General features: G+C 63.9%; 18 protein-coding genes. 13 read left to right on the forward strand and 5 right to left on the reverse strand.

The annotated features are described in order from the left end of the window. Window positions 1–66 precede the first annotated feature (66 nt). The 4 genes from ROSERS_RS11280 to ROSERS_RS11295 form a co-directional block, all read right to left on the reverse strand. Window positions 67–1,029 carry an asparaginase gene (locus ROSERS_RS11280; protein WP_011956913.1) on the reverse strand — a complete coding sequence of 321 codons (963 nt, stop codon included), beginning with the start codon at window positions 1,027–1,029 and terminating at the stop codon, window positions 67–69. Between the two features lie 6 nt (window positions 1,030–1,035). Next, on the reverse strand, window positions 1,036–1,881 hold the full coding sequence (locus tag ROSERS_RS11285; RefSeq protein ID WP_232282826.1) for a class I SAM-dependent DNA methyltransferase: 846 nt from the start codon (window positions 1,879–1,881) through the stop codon (window positions 1,036–1,038). Between the two features lie 131 nt (window positions 1,882–2,012). Then, window positions 2,013–3,029 carry a Gfo/Idh/MocA family protein gene (locus ROSERS_RS11290; RefSeq protein ID WP_011956915.1) on the reverse strand — a complete coding sequence of 339 codons (1,017 nt, stop codon included), beginning with the start codon at window positions 3,027–3,029 and terminating at the stop codon, window positions 2,013–2,015. 87 nt (window positions 3,030–3,116) lie between these two features. Beyond that, window positions 3,117–9,125, reverse strand: a complete 6,009-nt coding sequence (locus tag ROSERS_RS11295) for an Ig-like domain-containing alpha-2-macroglobulin family protein (protein ID WP_011956916.1) — start codon at window positions 9,123–9,125, stop codon at window positions 3,117–3,119. A 172-nt stretch (window positions 9,126–9,297) separates the two neighbouring features. Here ROSERS_RS11295 and ROSERS_RS11300 point away from each other — a divergent pair, with 172 nt between their 5' ends. Together ROSERS_RS11300 and ROSERS_RS11305 are read left to right on the forward strand one after the other, a co-directional pair. After that, window positions 9,298–9,633 carry a nucleotidyltransferase domain-containing protein gene (locus tag ROSERS_RS11300; RefSeq protein WP_011956917.1) on the forward strand — a complete coding sequence of 112 codons (336 nt, stop codon included), beginning with the start codon at window positions 9,298–9,300 and terminating at the stop codon, window positions 9,631–9,633. Further along, window positions 9,614–10,036 carry a HEPN domain-containing protein gene (locus ROSERS_RS11305; protein WP_011956918.1) on the forward strand — a complete coding sequence of 141 codons (423 nt, stop codon included), beginning with the start codon at window positions 9,614–9,616 and terminating at the stop codon, window positions 10,034–10,036. The genes ROSERS_RS11300 and ROSERS_RS11305 overlap by 20 nt, the downstream gene beginning before the upstream one ends. 33 nt (window positions 10,037–10,069) lie before the next feature. Here ROSERS_RS11305 and ROSERS_RS11310 read toward each other — a convergent pair whose 3' ends face one another. Next, entirely contained in the window at window positions 10,070–11,323 is a 1,254-nt protein-coding gene (locus ROSERS_RS11310) for a metallophosphoesterase family protein (protein WP_011956919.1), read from the reverse strand. 640 nt (window positions 11,324–11,963) lie between these two features. On the opposite strand from ROSERS_RS11310, the gene ROSERS_RS11315 reads away from it, so the two are divergent. The 11 genes from ROSERS_RS11315 to ROSERS_RS11365 all read left to right on the forward strand — a co-directional run bounded on the left by ROSERS_RS11315 (window position 11,964) and on the right by ROSERS_RS11365 (window position 25,395). Then, complete coding sequence (locus ROSERS_RS11315) at window positions 11,964–12,644, forward strand: hypothetical protein (RefSeq protein WP_011956920.1); 681 nt, start codon at window positions 11,964–11,966, stop codon at window positions 12,642–12,644. A 39-nt stretch (window positions 12,645–12,683) separates the two neighbouring features. Then, window positions 12,684–13,355, forward strand: coding sequence for a CAP domain-containing protein (locus tag ROSERS_RS11320; RefSeq protein WP_041333526.1), 672 nt, complete (start codon window positions 12,684–12,686; stop codon window positions 13,353–13,355). Between the two features lie 52 nt (window positions 13,356–13,407). Further along, complete coding sequence (locus tag ROSERS_RS11325) at window positions 13,408–16,308, forward strand: DUF11 domain-containing protein (RefSeq protein WP_011956922.1); 2,901 nt, start codon at window positions 13,408–13,410, stop codon at window positions 16,306–16,308. 28 nt (window positions 16,309–16,336) lie between these two features. Continuing rightward, a complete protein-coding gene (locus tag ROSERS_RS11330) occupies window positions 16,337–17,320 on the forward strand; it encodes a TadE/TadG family type IV pilus assembly protein (protein ID WP_041333527.1) in 984 nt (327 codons plus the stop codon). Window positions 17,321–17,340: 20 nt separating this feature from the next. Then, entirely contained in the window at window positions 17,341–17,874 is a 534-nt protein-coding gene (locus ROSERS_RS11335) for a hypothetical protein (RefSeq protein ID WP_011956924.1), read from the forward strand. 48 nt (window positions 17,875–17,922) lie between these two features. Beyond that, a complete protein-coding gene (locus ROSERS_RS11340) occupies window positions 17,923–18,837 on the forward strand; it encodes an SAF domain-containing protein (protein WP_011956925.1) in 915 nt (304 codons plus the stop codon). 36 nt (window positions 18,838–18,873) lie between these two features. Then, window positions 18,874–20,115 carry an ATPase, T2SS/T4P/T4SS family gene (locus ROSERS_RS11345; protein WP_011956926.1) on the forward strand — a complete coding sequence of 414 codons (1,242 nt, stop codon included), beginning with the start codon at window positions 18,874–18,876 and terminating at the stop codon, window positions 20,113–20,115. Window positions 20,116–20,267: 152 nt separating this feature from the next. Further along, entirely contained in the window at window positions 20,268–21,518 is a 1,251-nt protein-coding gene (locus ROSERS_RS11350) for a nucleotide-binding protein (RefSeq protein ID WP_011956927.1), read from the forward strand. Window positions 21,519–21,545: 27 nt separating this feature from the next. Next, complete coding sequence (locus ROSERS_RS11355) at window positions 21,546–23,615, forward strand: ATPase, T2SS/T4P/T4SS family (RefSeq protein ID WP_157041048.1); 2,070 nt, start codon at window positions 21,546–21,548, stop codon at window positions 23,613–23,615. Between the two features lie 15 nt (window positions 23,616–23,630). After that, window positions 23,631–24,581, forward strand: coding sequence for a type II secretion system F family protein (locus tag ROSERS_RS11360; RefSeq protein ID WP_011956929.1), 951 nt, complete (start codon window positions 23,631–23,633; stop codon window positions 24,579–24,581). Between the two features lie 22 nt (window positions 24,582–24,603). Then, complete coding sequence (locus ROSERS_RS11365) at window positions 24,604–25,395, forward strand: hypothetical protein (protein ID WP_011956930.1); 792 nt, start codon at window positions 24,604–24,606, stop codon at window positions 25,393–25,395. Window positions 25,396–25,401 lie beyond the last annotated feature (6 nt).

Here is a 25,401-nt window from a genome sequence, read left to right on the forward strand (position 1 = left end):
TTGCACTATGCCATTCTGTGACGCGCTCATTGTTCGGCGCTCCATCGTGGATCGGGCAACGATACCCTACGGGAACCAGACGCGCACATCCTCCGGACGGCGCACCGCGCCCAACGCCAGCATCAGTTTGATCCGCGCTTTTGGACCGTTCAGGTGATGGGCGAACAGCACTCCCAGGCGGGCAAGGTCATGGTAGGCGCCAACGTAGCCGTACTCATCGTACAGAACACCATTACCGGTGCGCGTCGCAATCACGACCATAATGCGTTGCGCAAGCGCTTCCTGAATGGCGGGCAACCACCAGGGAGGCACGCGACCGCTGCCAAATGCTTCGATGACGATCCCGGCTACGCGATCGGCAATTGCATGGCGCAGCAACCGGTCGTCACTTCCCTGACCGAGGGTGATGAGATCGACCCGCTCTTCGAGGTGCATACAGGGAATGTGCATCCGCTGCGCCGGACGGTGACGCAACCAGATGCGATCTGCCACGATCCAGCCGATCGGACCCGATCCGGGCGCGGCAAACGCCTCGATGGATTGATTGTATATCTTTTGCACGTCGGCGGCAGCGAAGATCTGTCCGGCAAACACAACCAGCACGCCAGTCTCGCGCACTTCCGTTGCTGCCGCGACATGGATAGCGCTGGCGAGATTGGACAAACCATCGTAGCCAGGGGTCGTTGGAGGACGCGCAGCGCCGGTGATGATCACCGGTTTGTCACGGCTGATGGTCAGATCGAGGAGATATGCCGTCTCTTCCAGCGTATCGGTTCCATGCGTGACGACGACGCCAGACACCGTCTCGTCGTCCAGGAGCGTATCAATCTGGCGCGCGAGTTCCAACCCCTGAGCTGGAGTAATGTGGCTGCCCGGCAGACTGCTGAATTCGCTGAATTCTGCCGCAATGCCGCTGTTCATCAGTTGGGCGAGCATATCCTCGCCATCGATTGGAACGATGGCGCCGGTTGCTGCGTTGCGTTTGAATGCAATACTCCCGCCGGTTGTGACAACAATGACCTTCTTCACAGGCGCCTACCGCTTCCGGGCAACCCATACAATGCGCTGCGTGCGCTCGCTGATCGGTTGCGTGGTGAAACAATCATACACTGCTTCGATCATCAACCCGGCGCCGGTGATCAATGCTGCGACCGTTTCTGGCGGATAGGCGCGTTCGACATGGATCTCCTCGAAGCGTTCGTACCCGTCATCGTCGTTACCGACAAACCCGATCAGGCGCATTGTCGAACAGGCGGTTTCCGGGTCGAAACGACTGCGATTGATCTGAATGAAACCGGGCCGTTCGATGATCTCAACCTCGCCCCACTCATGCTCGAGAAAGTGGCGCGTGTTCATGTCTCCAAGGAACAATCCTCCTGAAACCAGTGCTTTGGCAGCGGTTGCGAAGCACGCCGCCAGGTCTTCTTCGGTCAGCATATAGTTGAGGCTGTCGTAGGTGCAGGTGACCAGATGAAAGGAATCTGGCTGCACCTGGTTGAACCACTCGCAATCAATGCCCCGGTCTGCTGTCTGCCAGAATCGTCGCATATCCGCCTCGATGAAGCATGGACGGAAGGCGGGTTCCACTGTTTGCGCGCGGTTGCGTGCAATTGCGAGCATTGCTGGCGATCGGTCGATGCCGATGACCTGCCATCCGGCGTCGGCAAGAACGAGCGCCAGGGTTCCCGTGCCGCAGGCGAGATCAAGAACCCGGCGCCCGGCGACCGGATGCCGGGGCAGGATGTCGCCCAGGAGGTAGTGAGCGAACAGGACTGCAAATCGGATCTGACCACTCCCGTCGTAGAAGGGCGCATAAGCGTGATAAATATCGGATGTTTCACCGGGCATATGCTCGGTTGGGACGCCTTCTTTAACTTCCATCCCGCGTATTGTACCATACCGCGTTTTGTGCGAAGGCACAGGGTTTGCCCTGTGCCTGGGACGGATCAACCAGGAATGGCGCGGGTGTCGCCGGAAAACCTTCAACCTTCCAACCTTCAACCTTCCAACCTTCAACCTTCAACGACACGAACCGATGCGCCGCCGCGCGCAGCCGACGCCTGGATGGCATCCCACAGACGCGCCATCCGCAGTCCCACTTCCGGCGGGCATGGGTTCTCCTGTTTGCCGGCGCGTACCGCCAGGAACTGTTCCCATACGCCGCGCGATTCGGGCACAGGGATCGCAGCTGGCGGTTTGTCGCCGTTGTACTGCACCTCGAGCCGCTCGCCCCAGACCCCGGTGTACAGAATGGCGCGCTCGCAGAAGACCCGCACGTCCGAATGGCACGACGGAATGGCTTCGCCACACGCATGCAGCGTGATCAACGCCCCTGACCGCAAGCGTGCAATGACGGTGCCCAGCGTTTCAACCGGACGCCCCTGATTGTCCAGGTATGCCGCAACCTCGGCGATATCCTCGCCTGCCAGATCGACGACGGTGTTCAACAGGTGCGCGCCGGTATCGAACAGGAACCCGCCGCCGGACAACTCTGGTTGCTGTCGCCATGAACCGACGGTCATCGGTCCCCAGTTCTGCCAGACGACGCCGCTGATCGTCAGCAGACGACCGAATGCGCCGGAACGTAGCAGTGCGACAGCGGTACGCACATTGGGCGAGAGGCTTCCAGGAAACGCGACCACCAGCAATCGTCCGGTGCGATCACGGGTTTCGATCAGGCTGAGCGCCTCGTCGGCGTTCATGACCATTGGTTTTTCGAGCAGCACGTCGAGACCGGCTTCCATGCATACCTTTGCCTGATTGTGATGATAGGCATGGGGCGTGATGATGAACGCTGCGTCCAGTTTGCCGCGATACTCCGCGAGGAGTTTCTCCAGGTCCGGCTCGTTGGGCGGCGGCGCGACGCCAGCCTGCTCGAAGAGGGCAGCAGTGGCTTCATAAGCGGATGGCGACGGTTCGCATACGGCAACAATCTGCGTGCTGCCGCGTAGTTCATACATGGTGCGCAGATGGTAACGCGCCATGCCGCCACATCCGATCATCACCGTGCGTACAGGTTGGGGAGCCATGAGAACCTCCGGCGAAAATAAGGCGGAGGTCGCAGACCTCCGCTTGTGCTGTGCTGACAGAACCTGATTATACCGCTTTTTTAAGACTTACCGCGTGATGGTGAACAGTTGCCCATCCGACCTTCCGAACACTTCGGGGAAGAAACTCTCCTGCGCGATAGTCGGAATAACACGATATTCGCCGGGTTGCACGGCGCGGAAGGTGTAACTGAAGAGGTAGGCGCCACGCGGCAGGTAATCGGCGAACAGTGCAACCTTTTCGTCGCGCAGTTCAATCCGGTCGTACCAGCGCCACCACCACCAGAAGTACGGCGTCGTAGCGTCCGGCGCCGGTTGGAGTGTCGGTCCGACATGTGTGGCGATCGCGGTTGTCGCCAGGGTCGGGTCGATGGCTTCGCCACCGGCGGGGAGTGGGTCTGTCACCTGCACGTAGGAGAGATCGCGCTCTGCAACGATGGAGAGTTCGACCCGCACGGTGTCGCCAGCTTTGACGCTGGTCAGCGTGGGGCAACGCGGTCCGTCGGTGCAGTCTGCCGCCACATAGCGGCGTGTCACGGCAATGCCCCGGTCGAGCGCCTGCACCTGATCGGCTGGCAACGCAAGGTTCAGGTGCGCGGCGTAGTACAGCCGCCCCGGTCCTTCGCTGCGCCCCACTGCCACCAGCGATGGATCGCCGGTCAACAGGTCGGTCGTCGGGATGCGCACAACCGTCGGCGACATGACGTTGGTGGCGTCGATGCGACCGGCGATGCGTTCGTTGCCGTTCAGCCAGACGGCATAGTCGTAGTCGCCGCTGAGTTCGCCGGTCAGCGCCATCCAGTCGGTCAGCGCCAGCAGCGCCCACGTCGACTCCTGGGTTGAGAGCCAGGCGTCGCCGCGGCGAGCGACCATGAGCCAGCGCACGGCGTTGGGGATGATCTGGTTCTGCGGGTCGAGCCGCACGAGCGCCTGGAGCGCAATCGCGCTACTGCACATGTCACTGCTGAACGCCCAATAGTCTCGCCCGGCTTCTTCCCAGTGGACCCCGGTCGCGCTCACAATTGCAGAATTGTTCAGATCGGAAAGCAGGGTTTTCAGGCGGGCATCGCTGGCATTGACGCGGTGGATCGCCAGCGCCAGCAGCGCTTTGCCATACACGCCCAGGCGCTCGCGGTTGTTGTAGAGCGCATCCATCCGTCTGCCGTCCGGTCTGCCGCCATCGGCAAGCACGTAGAGCAGCCATGCCTGCCGGTTCGCCTGCTGCACAGTGCGCACATCGGCGTCGTCGGCGAGTTGCGCGACGAGATACTCCATCCCGCGCGCCAGTGTATCATCACGCACGGTGAAACCTGCTTCGCGCGCGCGCAGCATGCCGAACACTACATACGCGCTCATATACGGATTGCTCTCATCCTCCGCCCACCAGCCCCATCCGCCGTCTGCGTTCTGCCACAGGGAGAGCCGGTCGAGCGCATCGGTCACCAGCGCTGGCAAACGCGCCTCCAGTTCGGCATTCGCCACGCCCAACTGACGCAGCGCCCGCAGCGCAGCCACACTCGGCACGAAGCGCGACACGGTTGCATCGACCGACTCATACGGGTATTCCTCCAGCGCCCGCAAGCCGTCGAGCACGCCGGCTGCCAGCGAGGGATCGATCCGAACGCGCAGTTCTCCCAGGCGCGCATCGACATTCGGCGGCAATGCCACCGCCTCGACCCGCGCGCCTGCCGTGTCGATCTGCCCACCGGTCGCAACCGTCTGCGGTGCGCTGTAGCGATAGACCGGAATGCGTCCACCTGGCGCGCTGGCGATCCGCGGTCGCGCCGCATCGCTCAGCTGACCGGATACTACGCTGAACACCAGATCGACCGCCTCGACATCGAGGACGGTCACCTGCCAGGTCGCCGACGCCTCGCCGTTCGCCGGAACCTGGATCGTCTGCGTGATTGGCGCGTTGACCGTCACCCCATCGGCGCCCAGTGTCACCTCTGTCGCCAGTGGCGCATTCGTGCGATTACTGACATTCGCCGTCAGCTCCACCACATCACCGACGACGAAGAAACGCGGCGTGACCGGACGGATCAGCAGCGGTTTGGTGCTAATCAGTTCGCCGGTCCCTTCGCCGACGCGCGTATCGGCGGTGAGCGCCACGCCGCGCATCACCCACGTCGTCAGGTTGTCGGGCAGCGTCACCTGCACGCTGGCGCGCCCGCTGGCATCGGTCGCCACAATCGCCTGCCAGAATGCGGTATCGGCAAACTCCTGGCGGATGGTCAATCCCTGTTGAAGTGCGGCGTCTCCTGCGCGCGCAGGCATTGCCGCTGCCGGCGCTTCTGTCGGCGCTGCCCCGACCATCGGTACGGCAGCCTCCGGTCCAGCCGCGCCCGCGCCCGGAGGCGCATTGCGTTGCGCCTCGTCCAGCAACCGCTCGAATCGCTCGGCGGCGACCGACAGCCCGGCGCCGGTAAACACCCCCAGCGGACGACGACCGTAGAATGCCTGCACGATCGCGTCTGGCTCGCGCGGTTGCAGCGACAGCACCGCTTTGTCGACCAGGTCGAGCGACAGTTCCGCCGCCACCGGCGCGCCTGTCACATCAGTGACGCGCACCTCAAACTGCACCGTGTCGCCAGGCGCTGCCTGTGGCGTTGTGGTTGTCACGGCGACCTGCAAGGTTTGCAGGACGGGTGTCACGCTCAGCGGCAGGATGCCGACCTTGTAATCCGCCGGTGCGCCATTGCTGTCGGGCGGCGCGAACAGCACCGCCGAGACGAAAATGTTCGGCGCGTGCTCTGGGGTGATCGGCAGTTGATAGACCAGGCTGCCGCCGCTGACCCGGCGCACCTCGTGGCTCAGCACACCGCCGCGCTCGACGGTCAGCAGCGCCCAGTGCGGTCCGGTGAACGGCGAGGGGATGAGGATGGTCGCCGTCTCGCCGGGGCGATACTCGCCTTTGTCGGCGATCAGGTTGATGCGGTCGTTATTCTCGCGCAGCCAGAGCGCATCGCCGCCGTACACCCAGACGTAGAGCGATGAACGCGCCTCGCGCCCGCCAGCGTCGCGTGTGCGCGCCAGCACCAGATAAGCGCCGCCTTTGTCGGGGGTAAACGAAATGACTGCATCGCCATTCCCGTCGGTCGTGACCGTCTGCGTGCTGGCAGGCTCGCGCACCTCGCGCGATTCCCACCGTCCGCCAGCGTCATCCTGCACGAAGCGGTTCTCCCACGTGGTGCGCACCAGTTCGATTTCGACCGTGCGGTTTGCCAGACGATTGCCGCGTGTGTCGATCGTCACCAGATCGATCTGCTGCGCAACGCCTGCCCTGCCGACATACGCGCGCGGCGCCAGACCGACGTACAGGTCGCTGGCATGCACGATGACGGTGCTGCGCCCGCTGATCGCCTGATTGTCGCGCCCGGTGACGGTCGCCTCGACGGTGAGGCGCACGCTGCGCGTGATGACATTCCCTTCCGAGTCGCGCAGTTCACCCGGCAGACTGATGATCGCCTCCCCCTGCGCATCGGTCGTCGCGCTGCCGGAGAGGATCGGTTGCGGCGGAGGCGATGGAACCCACCAGCAGAAACGGCAAATCCACAGATCGCCATATTCGCCGAAGGTGTACCTGCCTGCCCAATCGGGCGCAGGCGCGAACGGTTCCGCCAGCGCATTCCACTGCACCGGCAGGTTCGCGGCTGGCGCGCCGAAGAAATACCCGGCGCGCACCGTCGCATCGGTTGGCGTGCCGCGCACAACCTCAGCAGCGCGCGGCGTCACCGTGACTTCGATCTCCGGCGGACGGTAAGCGGCGACCTGGAAGGGGAAACGGAACACCTGACCGCCGATATTCAGACTGATAGCGTACTCACCAGTCGGCGCGCCATTCGCCAGCGTGAACCCGCCGTCGAAGGCGCCGTTCTGGTTCAGATTCACCGCCTGCTGGAAGACCGCTTCGCCAGCGGCATCGTAGACCGTGACCTGCGCCGCGTTCAACCCCTGCATGAGGGTGTAGCGCACATCGTTATCGGCGCGCACTGCGCCCTTGAACCACACCCGCTGACCGGGACGATAGATCGGGCGGTCGGTGTAGACATAGGCGATGACTTCTGGCAGATCGAATGATGCCGGGAGGCTGAAATCCCATGGGCTGACGCCGGCGCTCCAGTCTGCGCCGAAAATGGCGAACGGTTGCCGCGCCACTGCGATCATTCCACGGTATTGGGTGCGGTTGAGCGTCGCCGTCGCCACCCCATTCGCGTCGGTGGTCGCCGTTCCAAGCGAACCGCCCTGCTCATCGAACAACTCCAGCGTCAGACCGGAAACCGGCGCGCCGGTCGTCAGGTCATTCGCCCACACCAGCGCATTGCGTTCCGCCGCCTTCAGTGTCAGGTGCAGCGGCGACACTGCCAGCACTCGCGCCTCAGGATAGCCGGAGGGAAGATCCAGCAGCAGCAGGTACAGTCCAGGATCGAGGCGACCACCCCCCTCGACCAGATCGACGCGCACCGGCGTCGGTTCATCACGCGGCACGCTGAACTGCTCGCGCCAGCTGCGCACAAGCGTCGCGCCGGAAGCAGGGGATGCACCATCGGGTCCGAGGATGTCGCGGCGCAGCAGCGCCTCGATCGGCAGACGGTAGAGCCTCAGCGACGCACTGGTGACATTGGTTGCCATCAGCGCAATCCGGGGCGCGCGGTTAGCGTCGAACGTCGTGATGAAACCGGGTGTCAGCGGATAGACCCATGGATCCAGCGGCGCAGTGCGGAAGCGCACCGTCAGGGACTGACCGGTGCGACTCCCGTAAGGATCGGCGATATCCGGTCCGATCGCAATCGTATACGCCGTCGAAGGGCGCGTGTCGAAACTGATGAAGAACGTATTGTCATACTCATTGAAATAGGTGTACACCTCCGTCGGCTGTGGCGTGATCGCAACATTCGGCAGCACCGTCGCCGGATCGACCGGCGCATTGAACCGGATCGTCAAACCGCCGCGCCGCGCATCCGTCTCGCCATCGCGCGGATCGGTCTCTAGAATGCGCAATCGTGGAACCGTTTGCAGGGTTGCGCGAAAATCGTTTGCCATGCCGAGACCGCCGGAAACACCCGTCAGACCGGCAGCCACTTCGACCGTGTAGCGCGTCTCGAAGTCCAGCCGCTGCGACGGCGTGAACACCAGCGTCTCACCGTCAATCTGGAGATCGCCAGGAATAGGGGCGCCATCCGGCTGACTCAGACGAAATGCGGCGCGCGCCGATGCAGGATCGACCGGCACATTGAAGCGCAACGTGATGCGTGGTTGCAGTGGCACAAGGGTTGCGCCATCGGATGGGTCAATCATCACCACCTGCGGACGGGCGACGGTGAAACGCCAGGTGTACTCCGACTGGAGCGGATTGCCGGTCACATCGGTCAGACCTGCGGCGATGCGTCCGGTGTAGGTCGCGCCGCCGGCAAGCGGCGCTGCCGGGACGAACGTATAAATGGCGGTATTCAGCCATTCCCCGCGCCCCGCGATCGGCGGGTCGAATGTCACCGGTTGCGGCAGGTTCGCCTGCGACTCGATCGCCGTGAGCGGCACAACCGGACGGTTGAAGAAGACCGTGATGGTCGAATTGGGCTGCACATCAGCCGCGCCGTCAGCAGGGATCACCTGCCCGACCTCGAGGAATCCAGCAGTGGCGAAGCGGAAGCGCACCGGCGCCGCGAGTGGCAAGCCGTCCGCGCCTTTCGCCGTTTCGCGCAGGAACACCTCATACGTGGAAGCGCGTTGCAGTGGCGCGGACGGAACGAAGCGCACCGTGCGCGCATCGCGCCATTCAATCGCGCCGGTCACCCCGGCGATATTCAGCGCCGCCGCAACCGACGCGCGATCCATCGGACGGTCGAAGACCAGTTCAATCGGCGCGCCCGGATCGAGCGCCTGTCCCGGTTCGGGCGAGCGGGCGACCAGGATCGGCGCCGCGCGATCCGGCGGTGGGGGAATATCCCGTTGCGGGGCAACCGGAGTGGGTTGCGCAGTCACCGGGGTTGGGGTTGGTTGCGGGCGCGGTCCGCCGCATGCGGCGAGAGTCACCGCAAGTATCAACAGGATCGCAAACCGGCGGTAGAGCGGAGGCATATCATCATCTCTCCTTGCGTCACAGAGCATCTGTACTCTCAAGACGCCGACAGGATAGCAGGAGTTCCGCATCGCCGCCTGCGACAGCGGTGCGTCCTTCCAGTGTGTTATCATACCCTTCAGCACGAGAGCAGGTTCCGGTTGTCAGTGTTCAGTTCTGGTGCGTACTCTTATGCGCGCATCGCCGCAGCGCCGCGAAACATTACTGAACGAAGCCCGCCGTCTGGCGGAACAGATCGGCGCGCTCGGCGCCGTCAGGGTTATTCTCTTCGGTTCGGTGGCGCGCGGCAATATCTCGCTGTTCAGCGACATCGATCTGCTGGCGCTGTTCGATGATCCCCGCTCGCCGCGCGAGTTGACGCGCTGGGTGTACAGTGTCATCGACAGCAGCGAAGGCGTTGATATTCTGGCGTACAGCATAACCGATTTCGAGCGCGCACGACAGAGACCGTTCTGGAAACACGCGCTGCACCACAGTCAGGTGATCTATGAACGACCCACAACGTGAATCCGACCGCTGGTGGCGTCAGGCGAGCGCCGATCTCGCCTTCCTTCCCATTGCGGCGCAAGCCGGGAAGTATGACACGTGCTGTTTTCTGGCGCAGCAAACGGCGGAAAAGGCGCTGAAAGCGTATCTCTTCAGCCAGGGAGAAGAACTCATCTTCACCCATTCAATCTTCAAACTCTGCGACCTCGCCGCGCGTTATGACCCCTTTTTTGCCGGTCTGAAGGAAACCGTCAAGACACTGGACTACTATTACGTCGAAGCGCGCTATCCCAATGCGCTCCAGGACGTTATCCCCGCCGAGTTCTACAGTGCGCGCGATGCAGAAGAAGCGATCCGCATGGCGACCGATGTGCATCGCGCCGTGGGAGAACGCCTTGCGCCGCCCGATCCGTCCGGATCATAAAACCCCTGGAACCATCGCCAATCGCGAAGGCATTTACTGACTCTGAACACCCATCCCGTCCCCCTCATTCAACAGTTCATCGGCGGCAGCGAGGAGCGCGGCAATTCGCTCTTCGGCAAGCGGGGGCGTCTTCTGGCGCAGGTACAACTCCAGCGCGCGGCGCGGCGTCAATCCATCGAGCACGCTCGTATCGTCACGCGCCAGGCGTCCGCGCGCACTGCGTTCAACTTCAACCGCTACGGCCGCGACAAACGATGCGCCTGCCTCCTCAATCGCCTGCCGGATCGCTTCCGTTCGCACCATGCCTTCCTGTTCGGGACGCGCCTCGATCTTCAGCCGCACCACCGCGCCGCGCAGCGAACGTCGTCCAATCGCGCTCAACACCGGTTCCATCGGGTCGCTCACGCCACGCACGTCGACCGCAATCGTGACAAACGGGCGCGCCGACAATTTGTGGAAGCGCCACTGCGTCTCACCCTTCGCGCCCAGATCGACGATAATGCATCCCTTGTCTTCCCCCTCTTCCCCAAAATCGATGCGCTCGATGCTGCCGGGATACACAATCGGCGGATGGTCGCCGAGCGCCTGATGACGATGGATGTGCCCCATGGCGACATAATCGACATTCGGCAGCGCCACCAGGCTGCGCGGATACACCAGATCGCGTCCCAGCAACACCTGCCGCTCTGCGCCGAACGTCGCGCCGTCGATAGTCCCATGGACGGTCAACACGGTCGGCAGGGTCGGATCGACATCGTCGGCCGCCTGGCGCAAAAATCGTTCCACCCGCTCGATCAGCATCGTTTCGACCTCCAGAAACGATGCCATGCGCAATTCCTCCCTGGTCAGCAGCGCGTGGCGCGTCACCCAGGGCAGCGCAATCACCTGAAGCGGACCGGATCGGGTGTGCAGGGTGTGGATGCGCGGTCTATCGGCGATGGTCACCCCATCGACCGCCAGCGTGTCAAAGATTTCGACTGCGTGGGCGCGCCCGGCTGCTGGCGATACATCGTGATTGCCGGTGAGAATGAGCACCGGCAACCCAAGCGCGCGCAGGCGATGGATGCGCCGGGCAAACTCGCGCTGCTGCGTGGGATTGGGGGTGCGGTTTTTGTAGACATCCCCCGCGATCAGAACCGCATCGACCCCCGCATCAAGCCCGATATCGATCGCCTCATCCAGGCGTTCCAGATAGTCGCGCAGGCGGCTGTGCAATCCGGTCGCCGGATCGACGCGCCCATAATTCTCGATGCCGATGTGCAGATCCGCGAGATGGAGCAGGCGCATAGAACCACGGTACCACGTACTCTCGCCAGTTGTGAAAAACCGGCGAACAATAAACCCGAACGATTGTACGCCGTTGCAATCGTTGCGTCAAGCCATCCTGCCACAGAATCGTCACCTGATCTGCTTTGGAGATTGCACCGGGCATAGTACCAATGTCGCATTCCTGCCGGTACAAAGGTGGGAGATGGTTGGTCTTCTCATTTCGGCGCTCGGCGGCTATACTATCGAACAGAGTAAACCAGACACGCAGCAGGGAACCAACCCCCAGCCGCGACCTGCAGACGGCGTTCGTGCGCGAAGCTGCGTCTCCCGCGCACCGGACGCCGTTTGCGTGGTTGGCGGATCGCCCTGGTCAGCGAGACTTCCGACGCGATGCAGCGCCGGCGCAACGGGACGATGCCAGTGCCACGAGATACCACGCAGCAACTGCTGACAAGACGCCTGCCTGTAACGCGGCGTGCGGCGCCGGATCGGATGCCGCATCCGCCCCCCCGTCCCCCGCCCGGCGGCGGGACACGTGGGCGGTTCAAATGTTTGCCGCCGACGAGGGCGTTGTGGTCTGTTGGATTGTCGAACAGGAGAAACGCGCGGCGTGCGTCCATAGCAATCGTCGCCACATCGCACCAGAAACGGAGATGCCATGCTGACCCTGACCCTGCTTGTGCGCCGCAACCTCGGCGTCATCGCCTTTGCACTGATCGTCGTCGCTTTCGTCGTCGTCATCGCGGGCGTTGCGCTCACGCCCGCTCGCAGCGCCACGCCGCTCGGCGACCCGAACGCCGCCGTGATCGAACCGACCGTCGCACCGCCCGACTCGCTGCCCCCTGTGTCGCGTCCCGCCGCCGTTCCCATATCGTCCACCGAGCGCATCGATACATCCGGCGGCGTCGTCGAGATCGATCCCGCAACGCGCCGCCCCGACGCCAGCGTTGCGTCGCGCTTTCACGCCGCCATCGCTTGCGTCGCTGGACGCGACCTGACCTTCGATCCCGCCCTCGACGCCGCCGCCGCCGACTTCTGGTACGTCGAAACCGTCTACGGCGGCGACTTCAATCGCCTGGAGCGCGTCGCCCGCGAACGCAACCTGATTCCGAAGTTGAAGCGTTCCATGCTTGTTCCCGGCGTCGTCGCCGCCAATCTCAACCACGGCGACCCGTGCATCGTCGGCGACGTCGACCTGCGCCGCATCCTCGACGCCGACGATTTTGAGGGCATCGACGCCGCAGGCGTCGCCTTCTTCCCCATGCCGGGGTTTGAACAGGAACCCGTATCGTCTTTTATGCTCATCCTGCTCGATCTCGATCCGCCGTCAACGAAGTAAGCGCTGCTATCAATGAACCAACGCAAAGGACAACGAACCATGCACCGCACTGCACCACGCCGCGCCATCGCGCTGCCGCTGGCAGCGATCTTGCTCACGCTCATGCTAAGCGCCGTCGCCGCCGCTCAGGACGCGCCGCCGCTTGATCCGATCCCGACGCCAACCGGCACGTCTACGGCGCTGCGCCCCGACGCCGCGCCGCCCGCCGACGAGATCGCAGGCGCGGACGCCGCCGCGTTTCGCGTCTACCTGCCGCTCGTCGTCCGCCCGGAGCCGTACCCGCCGGTCAACCGCCAGTGGGAACTGGAGTTCATTCGCCTGCTCAACGAGGAACGCGTCCGCCACGGACTGCACCCGCTCCGCGAGCACCCGCTCCTCACCCTCGCCGCCCGCCGCCATGCGTATGACCTCGGCATCAACAAGGTGCCGCGCGGCGATTGCGGCGGCGGACGCGGGCACCGGGGCACCGACGGCACGGAGCCAGGAGACCGCGTAGAGTGGGCCGGCTACCCCGGTCACTACAACGGCGAGGCGGTCAGTTGCGGCAGTCACGAGGTGTACTACGCCGTGCAGGGACTGCTGAACAGCCCGCCCCACCGCGCCATCCTGCTCAACCCGATCCCGGTCGAGATCGGCGTCGGCGCGCATCCTGTGCTAGATGAGTTGGGCGGCTACAGCACCGTCATGCTCAGCGGCACGCCGCGCCCGTGACGCGCACGCGGCGGCGCGGCGCATCGTTGTTGAACCATACGGAGGAATCATCATGCCCGAACATTCCAGTCGCTCCGCCGTTCCGCGCCGCCGCGCGGTCATGCTCGCGCTGCTCCTGCTCGTCCTCGCCGCGCTCGGCGCCGCTGCGACCGGCATTGCGCGGGCGGACGGCAGCACGACGCCCGGACCCGGATGGGTCGCGGCGGACGCCATTGTGTCATCGGAGTGCGTGCCGTCCGGTCCCAACCGCAGCGACTGCTTTTCGCGCGTCGTCCGCGCCGAAGGACTGTACGAGTTCGTCCCGCGGCGCATCCCGGTCGGCGCATCGACTGACCCGCAGCGCCCATCATCCCCGCCCGTCGTCATCGACCGCCCGCAGTGCCGCGTCAACGGCGAATTCATCTTCTATCCGCCGGGGAACTGGCATTACGGGCAGCGGTGGGTGAAAGCCGTCAGAGTCACCTATGAGGTCGACCCTGCCTATGCCGATCTTCCAATCCAGTACCGTCGCTATAAAGTAGTGATCACATCGGAATGGCGCCCGACGGCAGGACCGACCTACGCCTTCTACGCCACAGAGGGGTGCGAGAAAGTTCCGTCCTGGGTTCCCACCGCGACCCCGGCGGGCGGCGGGGGAACCCCCACCCGCCCGCCGGGCACGCCCCCGCCGGGCACGAGCATGACGACCACGCCGACGAGACCCGCCGATCCGGGGACGCAGACGCCGGTTCCGACGGCGACGGCGACGCCGCCGCTGTGCATTCCTGCGCCGATCGACCCCGTGCCGCTGACGCTCTTTGCGGGGAACACGAACCACTACAACAACAACGGGCAGCCGTTCACGCCGTACAGCGGGCGCTACTCCGGCGCCGACGGGTCGAAATACTATGACGGCGCCGCGTGGGGGCAGATGCTCCACGGCGACCTGACTGACCTCAACGGCATGGCGCAGGAGCGCCGCCTCTGGACGCAGGTTCCGGCGAACGCCGTGGCGGAGGCGCGCTATCACTTCGAGTTCGGGCGGCGCATGTTCGACGCCTCGGACGTAGCCCGTTCCCGCGGCGCGATGGTCATTCTCCAGGACCTCGGCGCCGACATGCAACCGGGCAGCGGCGACGACCGCCTGCTGGCGTTCCTGTCGATGGGCGACGCAAACTTGTTCGATAACCCGGCGAACCGCCGCTTGCGCGTGCACGGGTCGCGCCTCGACGCCTACCCCCGCCTCAACCTGCCCGGACGCCCGTCCGGGTGGCAGGCGGCGCTGGCGCCGGGCGTGCAGGTCTGGAGCAACGCCTTCTTCTCCTGGCAGGGGAACCGGACGCCGCCGTACGCCTGGCGTTCGTGGCCGCAGCCGGAGCAGCGCGACGCCAACGGCAATCTGACGCGATTCGCCGAAGACTGGCTCTATACGGACGAGTACGGAACCAACCACGGACCGCTCATGCTGCGCTTCATCACGGAACGCGGACGGGCGTACCGGATGGTGATGCTCAACACCGTTCCAGGGTGCAACACCGATATGCTGTCCACCATCTCGCAACTCTACTTCTTCACCGACCCCGGCGCGAACGTGGCGGTGGAGAAGCAGGCGCCGGAGCGCGCGTCGCGCAACCAGATGGTCGGCTACAGTCTGACGGTGCGCAACACGTCGCAGACGACGGTGAACAACGTCGTGCTGACCGACACGCTGCCGCTCGGCATGCCGTTCGGCGGCGCCGATCTGACGCTGCGCGACCCGAACACGGGCGAAACGACCACCGAGCGGGTGACGGCGACGGTCAGTCTGGCGCCGTCGTGGACCGACGGACGGACGCTGGTGTGGAACCTCGGCAATCTGGCGCCGGGCGAGGTGCGGACGATTGATCTGACCGTTCCGGCGACCGACGCGGCGCCGGATGCAGCGACGAACGTTGCGGTCGTCAGCGCCGCCAATGACGGCGACCCGAACGACAACCGCGCCGAAGCGACGACGGTCTTCGTGCGCACGAACGTCAGGGTGCGCATCACGACGCCGCGCATCGTGCGACCCGGGCAGGAGTTCGAGACGGTGATCTCCTACGAGAACACCTCGCCGGAGGACGCCACGAACGTGCTGCTCGACTATCAGGTCGTCCCCGACGTAACGATCGTCGGCGCGACGCCGGGACACCAGGAGATGAACAACGAACGCCCGGTCTGGCGGTTGGGGACGGTCGCCGCCGGGCAACGCGGAACGGTGCGCGTGCGCGTGCAGGTTCCGCCGGCGGACAGTCCGGCGCTGCCGGTGGCGGTGCTGCACCTGGCGCGCATCTCTGCGGACGCGGACGCAGACCCGATGGACAATGCGGCGCAGGCGACGACGACGGTGCTGGTGGTTCCGCCGCCGCAGCGCGGCGAAGAGCGCCTGCGCATTCACTCGGAGTTCGACCCGGAGCGCGGGGTGTACCTGAGCGAAGGGACGACGGTGACGTGGCCGGCGGGCGAAGTGATGGACTTCACGCCGTTCATCGCGCCGGACAACCGTCAGGTCGGACTGCCGTACTACCGCCTGGATCGGAAGGTCGTGGCGTGGAGTTTCGTCGGAACAGGGAACCTGAACCTGATCGGCGCGACGTGCAAGGCGCGTGAGGAGCCGACTGCGGAAGACGTGCAGCACGCCGACCTGTCGCGACTGAAGGGATGCATCTATCGCTATCACGTCAGCCCGTCGTCGGCGCAGATGCGCTGGCAGGGGCATCTGTTCTGGGGGCAGTACGCGCCGGAGCGCATGCGCCAGGACGTGTACGTGCGCACGCCGTTGCCGACGCGCGGAACCGACCTGCGCATCCAGTACGCGGTGCTGACGGAAGCCGTGGAAACAGGGTACGAGGACGTGGACGGCGACGGGCGCACCGACAGCGTGCTGGAGCGACGCACCGACGTGTTTGAGGCGACCTATCGGGTGGAATTCGTCGTACCACGCGACGCGCGGTAGGGGGCGTTCTGGCAAGCGAGGAAGACCGATGAACCATCGTTTTGAAACCGGACGAACGGATCGCGCCGTTGACGTTGAAGCCTGGATGGGTCTCTTCGGCGCGATGGCTGGGGTCGGCGGCTGGGTACTGCTGGCGGATGCAGTGGAAGCGATTGCGCGCGCCGGTGACGCCAGTACTCCGGCACTGGTCGGGTTGATCGGCGCTGGCGCCGTGACCAGCGGCGCCACGGCGCTGGCGCTCCTGCATGTCGTTGCAGATGACGAAGATAAGAGATCGCTGCCGATCAATGCGTTGCGCGCGCTGGCACTGATCACCATCGGCGCGGGTGTGGCGGCATTGACCCTGGCAACCGATCGTGCAGCAGGTGCTACGGCATCCTCCGCAGTTCTTGGTCGGGTGATGATCGGCGTGGCGCTGATCGTCGGAGGTTTTGGCGTTGCCCTGCTATTCATCTGGAAGATGCGAAGGGATATGCGCTCCGCAAAAGGTGGTGAGGCTGGCTTGACAAAAAACGATGCGAAAGGAGCGGCGATGATGGAGGACACATATCGCGCTGCCAGCATACCGATCAAGAACCATCGCAACGGACAGGCGCTCATCGAGATGGCGCTCGTGCTGATGGTTGTGCTGGTTGTCATTTTCGGCGGCGTCGCGGCGGTGCAGGCGGTTGGCGCTCACTACACCGTAAGCCAGGCGGTGCGGGTTGCGGCGCACCAGGCAGCGGTGCGTGGATCGACCGGCGGCTTGATGGACGACCAGGAGTATCCGCTGGCATCGGCGCCGGGACCGGTGGCGGAAGCAGCGCGAACGGCGTTTGTCGGCAGCGTATTTGCGGAGCCGCAGTATGCCACCATTCGGGTGCGCTGTGCAACAAACCCGTGCCGACGCTACAGCACGATCACCGTCACCATCAGGTACACAGCCGAAGTCTGGACCCCTGTTCCAGGACTGAGCGACATCCGGATCAACCGGAGTGCGACGCGCGCAACCGAACAGGATACAGACGACTGAACATCGTGCAGGGAGGCGGCATGGAACAACAATGCAGCAAACAACGAACCGGGCGTCCATATGCGGCGTATCGCCGGGCGGAACGCGGGCAATCACTGGTCTTCATTGCGCTGGTGCTGGCATTTCTCACACCATTCATCTTTACGGTGATCGAGTTCAGCGAACGGCAGATGGAAGTGGCGCAGATGGAAGATGCATTACAGCAATCGATCCGCTCAGCCGTACAGTCGTTCGACTATGCGCACCTGGCACGCAACGGGCAACGCATCGATCAGCAGCGCGCCCTCCAGACAGCCCGGAAGACATTTGTCCAGAACCTGAGCACTGTCAGCGGACTGGCGGAGCGTCCAGAGGCGCTGGCGGAGCGCGTGACGTGGCGGGTGTTGCCGGAAGGCGGAACCTGTTCGTTCAGTGATGGACAGGCGCAGACGTTCGACCGCCCTGCAATGTGCGCTGAAGTACGCCCGGTGATGACCGGTTTTGGACTTCTGGGATACGCGCCGTATCGCCCGCTCATCACGGCGGCTGCGACGCTCGATGCCCTGGAACAGTAGGACTGGCAGCAATCGTATCAACCTTCATCAAAGAAACGGAGCACAATCATGTCCTCAAGCCTCTCCGCACCGCTGAGCAGCGCCCTCACACCAAAGAAATCGCAGGTGGCGCCAATGCTGTTGCTCATCGTCGGGATTATGACATCACTCGCCGCTGCGGCATATGGCTACATCGAGAGTCGTCGCACCGAGCGCGTAGTCATCGCAGCGCGCGACATTCCATATGCGGCGCAGATCACGGTCGACGATCTCGCGGTCATCGAATTGCCACTGCACCGTCCGGTGCAGGTTGCTGGCATCACCGATCCGCAGGCAGTCATCGGGCAGTATGCAACACGGCAGATCGGCATGAACGATCTCCTCAACCCCGGCATGCTGGCAGCCAGCCCGCCTGATGAGCCGGTCTATCCAAACGGACGCAAACTGGAGCGCAATATGGTTCCTGCACCGTTTGCGCTGACCGGCGTCGGTCCGGTGACCGACCGCGACCGGTTGAATATCGGGTTTATCGCCAGTGATCCGTCGTTGTGCGACCGGGAGCGCGCGGATGTGCCTTTGGGGACGATCCTGGATGCACCGGCAACGCTTCTGGTGATGTCGGAAGGATCGCGGTCGTATGCCTGCCGCTGGATGTCGGGGATTCCGATCCTGTACATCGAAGGCGAAATCGCCTATCTGGAGATGACCCCCGCGCAGGCGCATGCGTTACGGGCGTTACAGGCGGCAAATGTGGCGCTGTGGGCGGAACGCTACGGCGCCGCCAGCGATCCGTTGCAGTACATGGATCGCCTCGATGCGGCGCAGGTGATACTGCCCGATCTGACGCGCCCGATGACCGAGACGCTGCGTATCGAGCCACAGGTCATACCTGGAGCGACTCTTCCGGTTCCCGGTGCACATGCGCCAATCCCCGGCGCACCGGCACAACCTTCCTCCGACGCTGCACCCGATCCATTGCCCTGATCGCTGACTGTCCGTTGTCAAGAGGAGACCCGTTCAATGTCAGAGTTTTTTATGAACGGTCATACAGAAAAACCGGAAATGTGCGTGCACGACCCTCCCGATGTCGCGCCCACTCCAGCCGAGCGCCTGGCAGAGTTGCGGTTTTGTCAGGACACCGGACGGTTGAGCAACTGGCAGCGTCCGGTGGCGGAGACATTGCTGCGCGCCGGTCTTGGCGAGGGATACACCGCTGCGGAATGGGCGGAAGTTGCCTGGTACGGTCCGCTCGACGCATGGGTTCGCGCTGGCTCGCGCGTCTCGGACATGTTCATCGACGGACCTGATCGAACGATTGTGGTCGTCGAAGAGGGCAATCGAAGCGATACCGGGATTCGCGTCTGCAATGAATGGCTGCGCTGGACGCAGCGCCAGTTGCTGCTGCGGGCCGGATTCGTCACTCCTGATGACCCGGACGACTGGCGCAACGCCGATGGGCAGATCGTCCACGCGCTCTACGGCACCGCCGACCGGCGATTGCGTTTTGCCGTCACCCGTCCGCCGTACACCCCGGACGGCGCGACGATTGCGGTACGCGTGCTTCCTGCTCGCTGGAAAACGATCGATGATCTGGTTCAGCACGAAGGAGGCGTGCTTTCACGTGAAGCCGCCGACCTGTTGATTGAAGCCATCCGGCGCGGCGTCACCCTTCTGATTGCCGGAAGCGCAGGCAGCGGCAAGACGACCCTTACTGCCGCCTTGCTCCAGGCAATCGCTGCTGAGAAGCGCGTCATCATCATCGAAGACGCGCGCGAACTGCCGCTGCCGCCGGACGGGATGGCGGTAGAAGTGCTGCGCAGTCGCAGCAGTTTTGCACACTGCGTCCGGCTAACGCTCCGGCAGCGTCCCGACCTGATTGTTCTCGGAGAAGTGCGCGGACCGGAAGCGCTGGCGATGCTCGAAGCCGCTGCCACCGGGCATCCCGGCATCTGCACGATCCACGCCCCCGATACGCTGACCGCGCTGCGCAACCTGGAGCGATTCGCCACGCTCGATGGGCTGGCGTCACCGGGCGTGGTGCGCGGCATGATGACAAGCGGCGCTGTACCCCTGATCGCGGTGCATATTGGCATCTATGGCGGGCGTCGTCGTGTCGGGCAGATCGTCGAGGTCATTGTTACGAGCGGCAGTCAGGCAGGTGATTCGCTGCCACACAACCCATTGTTCGCATTCAATCACGCCACGAACCGCCTCGAACGGAAATATCCCGTTCAGGGCGCATGGGGCAAAGGTCGGCTGTAATGAGGATAGAGAACATAAACGGGTATTCGTGCTTGCCGTGGGACTAAAGTCCTCGGCTAGACGGGACAAAGCCCGCCTGCGCGGGCTATAGTGGAATAAATGTTCAATAACCATGTAAACAACCGGTTCCCCCGGATGATAAGGAGGCGTCCATGGCAATCGAACTCTTACTGGTCACCAACACAACAGGTCTGGTCGAAGCGCTTGGGTGCTACAACGGCATTCTTCCTTTCCCGGCGCCGAACCTGGCGCGCGTGCGCAGCCTGGTCGCAGGCGATCAACCGCCGCCGGTGGTGTATCTGGAGGATACACGCGGTACCATCGCCGACCTGTGGGAAACCATTCACGTGGCGCAGGCGCATGGCGTGCGGGTGCTGGTCGGTCTCCAGAGCATTGGGATGGTTCACGCCAGCGACTTCACCGACGCCGGGCTGTCGGTCACAACCATACGCGAGCCTGAAGCGCTGGCGGGCTGGATCGCGCAGCAACTCGGCGTTGGCAGGCGTCTTGCCGCTCGCCAGGTGACGATTGCCGTCGCCGGGGCGAAGGGCGGCATCGGGAAAAGCCTGGTGGTCGCGTCACTCGCTGAGGGAATGCGCCGACGCGGGTTACGAGTGCTGGTGGTTGATGGCGATCTCTCGAATTCGGGGCTGGTGCCGGAGTTTCGCATCCCGGCAGGTTTTGGCTCATTTCTGACCCTGCGCCAGGAAGGGCGCGGGCATACTCAGTTTACGCCGTCCAACGTCGCGCGCCTGATCTGGCGACACGCTCCCAGCGGCATCGATTTCCTGCTTGGCGCCGATGAAGCGGCGCTTGCTGCCGACTTCACCCTGCCCGACTGGCGCGCGCTGATGCAGGCAGTTGGCAGTCTGGGCGAGGTGCTCGAACAGGATTACGATGTTGTTCTGATCGACACCGGTCCTGATATGAAAAAGCGCCCCTACGCGCTCGAAGCGGCGCGCAACGGCGGATGGGTCGTGTTGCCGGCGCCGCCGGGACGCAAGGAACGCGCGGGGGTCGGCATTGCGCTGCAACAGTTCGCTGCCCATCAACCCGATCTGACCGACCGCTGCATGCTGATACTGATGGAACCTGAGCGCGGCGTAACGGTTGGATTGCGTCAGGTTGCGCCGCTGTTCGCCCGCCACTGGCCCCGGGCGCGCGTCATTGGCACGCTCCCGCGCGATCCGTACCTGGTCAGCCTGGCAAACGAAGAGTCGGATCGCTACGTTTCGCCACTGGATGTCGGGCGATTTCGCCCCTTCTCGCTCGCAGTCCACAACATTGTCGAAGAGATGTGTCGCATCATCGGGCTGTCACTTCCACAACCAAAGCCGTCTGTGAGCCTGTTCCGGCGCTGGTTTCCCGGCAGGCCCGCGCTGGTCGTGAACGGCGCGCGGTGAAGGTGCATTATGAAAGGTGGAAACGCCATGAATCATCCAGGTCCATCCAATTCGGGAGGTCCGCCGCCACTTTCTATTGAAGAAGACGGCGGTCTGGCAACCCTGCTCGGCGGGCCAACCGATACGCTGGGGCGCGAAGCAGTGTTGCGCGAGGCGGCGATCCTTCAGGCAGCCCGCGACGAACTGCAACACGCATTCAGCACCGACGAACGACGGCGCCTGCTGAACCCCTTCGCGCCAGCTGGCGAGCGGAATACTGAAGTCATCACTGTGTTGCGCCGGGCAATCGGGCAGCACCGGACGCGCGGCGGTCCGCTGGCGCGCGTCCCGACCGATGATGAAACATTGCTGGCGATCTTTGCTGCGACCATTGGATGGGGACCGGCGCAACGCTATCTCGACGATCCGCGCGTCAACGAAGTCAAGATTATTGGGCGTCGCATTCGCGTGCAGGAGAGCGGCAAACCGTTCCTCACCGTCGCAGAACAGTTTGCCAGCGCCGCCGAAGTGCGGGATCGCGCAATGCTCCTTGCATCGCTCATGGGTGTTCACCTCGATGCCCAAAATCCGCAGGAGACATTGCCTGCCGATCATGGAACACGCATTCACGCGACCATTCCGCCACGCATCCCCACCGATGACGGCGCACTGATCTGCATCCGTCGCGGGCGGCGCGTCGCCTGGGACGTGCACGACCTGATGCAGCGCGGCGCGTTCAACCAGCAGATCGCAGATCTGCTCCTGCTGCTGGCGCGGGCGCGCTGCTCCTTCTTGATCGCCGGACGCACCGGCAGCGGCAAGACGGCGCTGCTCGAAGCGCTCGCCAACTCCTGGCCCGGCGACCCGCACATCCTTACCATCGAAGACCACATGCAGGAGATCCATATCCGCCGCGCCGATCTCTGGACGCGCGAACAGGTGAACACGCAGCGCGATCCCGACGCCTTTGGTCGTGTCGCCAGGGAAGCGCTGCGCCAGACGCCCGATCTTCTCTGTCCGGGCGAAATCCGGGGCAATGAGGCTGGCGCCGTTCTGGCACTGGTTCTCTCCGACCATCCGGTGATCACCACACTGCACGCGCGGTCGTGCAGTGAAGCAATCGAGCGCTTTGCCAGTTTTGCCGCCATGCCAGGAGCGTATATGTATGAAGGTCGGCGTGGTGATGCGCTCCGTGATGCCGCCAGTGGTTTCGATGTGGTGATTAAACTCGATAACTGGGAAGAACTTGGTCTGCGCCTGATCACCGATATTGCGCTCCTCGACGGCGCTGTCGTGGATCAGGGCGTGCTCCGCCCGGCGCTGGTACCGCTGGCGAGGGTCGATGTGCTGCCCGACGGGAGGATTGACTGGCGCTGCCGGGCGACTGTGAGTGCTGGCGGGTTGCTGGAATGGGACGAAGGCGACCCGACGCCTGAGTCGCTGCGTGAGAAACTGGTGCGGGCGCGCGCGCTGGCGCAGGTGCGCCAGACCGCCACATCCCTCGATGCGGTTGCCGATGCGATTTCTCGCGCTCAAACCCACACACTGGCGGGTGAACCGGAACGCGCGCTCGCCACATTGCGCACTGCCTGGTTGCAACGCCGCGATCCGCGCCTGATCGGCGCAGCGCAGGATGCGCTGAATCAGGCGCCGGGCATGTTTGCCAGTCTGATCCAACAGGCAGATACGGAAAGCGCCGCCCTGCAACGCCTCATGGCGTCGAACCGCTGGCGCGATGCGCGCCTGGCGTTCGATGCGATCATGACCGATCTGGCGCTTGCCGCGCACGCTGCCCCTCCCGGTGGCTGGGAAGCGGTTGAAGCGCTGATCCGCCAGGGAATTGCAGCGGAACTTGCCGCAGAAGAAGCGCGGATCGAGGCGGAACGCGCCCTCAATCAGGGGCAGGCGCGTCTTGCGGTAGATATGCTCGCCCGATTCACCCCTTCGGATCTGCCGCTCTCCATTGCGTTACCGCTGATCCGTGTGCGCGAACAGGCAATGGAACAGTTGGTGAAGGCGGGTCAAGGTTCGGCAGCGGCGCTGGCCACCGTGCGCGCGCAACGGGGTGCGCTCGAGGCTTCCGGTGAGCATCACGTCTCAGCCACCACCTCTGCATGAAAGGAACGTTATCCTATGGATCCGACGTCGATCATCACGCCGCACACGACCCATCCCGAAACTGCATGGCTGGCGGACCTGACGCCGCTGGCAGCGACGATCGCCGCAATCCTGATCGTGACATTCCTGATGCAGAGCCGCCTGGGATCGGCGCTCGATGCCTGGCTTGCGCGACGATTCGCTCCTTCCGGCGCAGATATTGTCGATCCGGCGCTGCGCTGGCGCCCGCCGGTTATTGCCGCGTCGCGTCTGCTTGCCGTTTGTGTGATTGCAGCACTGGTCATCCTGGTGATCCTGAGCCGGGTGGGACCGTTGCTCGTCGCCGTTGTGCTGGCAGGACCGGCGACTGCACTGCTCGTCTGGGCATTGCTCTGGTTTGAAGAACAACGCTATATCGCCCGGATCGATGCGGCGCTGCCAGCATTCGTCGGACGGCTGGAAGCGCAGGTGCGCGCCGGTAGCGGTCTGCAACCTGCGATCGAAAAAGTCATTGCCGACATGCCCGCGTCGCCGCTCAAAGCCGAGTGGTCATGGTTTCTGGAGCGATTGGGGCAACCGATCGCCAACGGATTCCTCGCCACAGCAGCGACCGTGTGCGCTGCGTTGCGCGCTCAGACGCCATCGCGTCGCCATGCCACGTTTCTCAGCCATCTGGAAATTGCCATTGAGCAACCGCATGCCGCGCTGGTGCAGCGGATTCGCGCTGCATACGAAGCGATGCAGGCGTCTGACCGCCGCGCCAGTATGCTGGCGACGGAACTCTCCCAAATGCGTAACACCGGCATCGCCCTGTTCCTGATCAATGTCGGCATCACCCTCTACCTGTTCGTCGTCCAGAACGAACGGTTTCTGACAGCATACCGCAGCGAACCGGGCTTGATCGTGGGCGCAGTGCTGGCGCTGGTCGTCAGTCTGCCGCTGGTCGGCGGTTATCTGCTCGGACGCGCCGAAGACGTGACGTACTGAAGCAAACAGAACGAGGTAACCAATGAGCGACATCTTCGTCCTACCGGGGGTCTGGACAGCGTTTATCGGCATTGCGGGGGTTCTGATCGCTGCTATCGGGATGATGCAGATCGATCATGCCCGTGCACTGGCGAGTGGATTGCGCGCCCTTCCGTCGCGCTGGGGAATGACCGGTCGGTTCGTGCTGGGGCACCTTGCGGCGCTGCCGCTGGCGGCGGTTCCTGTGCTTCTCATCGCTTCTGCTGGAGTTGATGGCATGCCGCGTTTGCTGCTCGCAACCACTGCGCTCGGCATCTACCTCTATGTCGGGATCGTCATTCCGCGCAAGCCGGTGACGAATAGACAACGGGAGCAGAAACGATTGCGACAGTTGACCCCTTCCTTTGTTGCATATGTGCGTGTGGCGCTTGCCGGGTACGACGCGCCGCCGGTTCTGCTCGAACGCTACCTGATGCGACCGGATGACCGTTATGCCCCGATGCAGCGTGTGGTTGCCGATGCCCTGCATCTGGTGCACGATCGTGGCATCTTGCCGTTCGATGCGTTGCGACGCATTGCGCGCGACCGTGGGTGCCAGGAGTTGATCGATGTCACCGAGGCGCTGGCGCAGGCTGAAGCGGAGGGGTCCGATCCGCAGGCGGCATTGCTGGCGCAGGAGACGACGCTCAATCAGGTGCTCCACGATGAGTTTCGCCGCATGATCGAGCGACGCAAACTGTACCTGCTCGCGCTCGCAGCGCTCGCGGTCGTCAGTGTGCTGGTGCAGATCATTTTTGTGATTGTGATGGGCAGCGGTGTTATGGAACGTTTCTGAAAAGAG

It is taken from the genome of Roseiflexus sp. RS-1, from assembly GCF_000016665.1.
In the GTDB taxonomy this organism is placed as follows: Bacteria; Chloroflexota; Chloroflexia; order Chloroflexales; family Roseiflexaceae; genus Roseiflexus.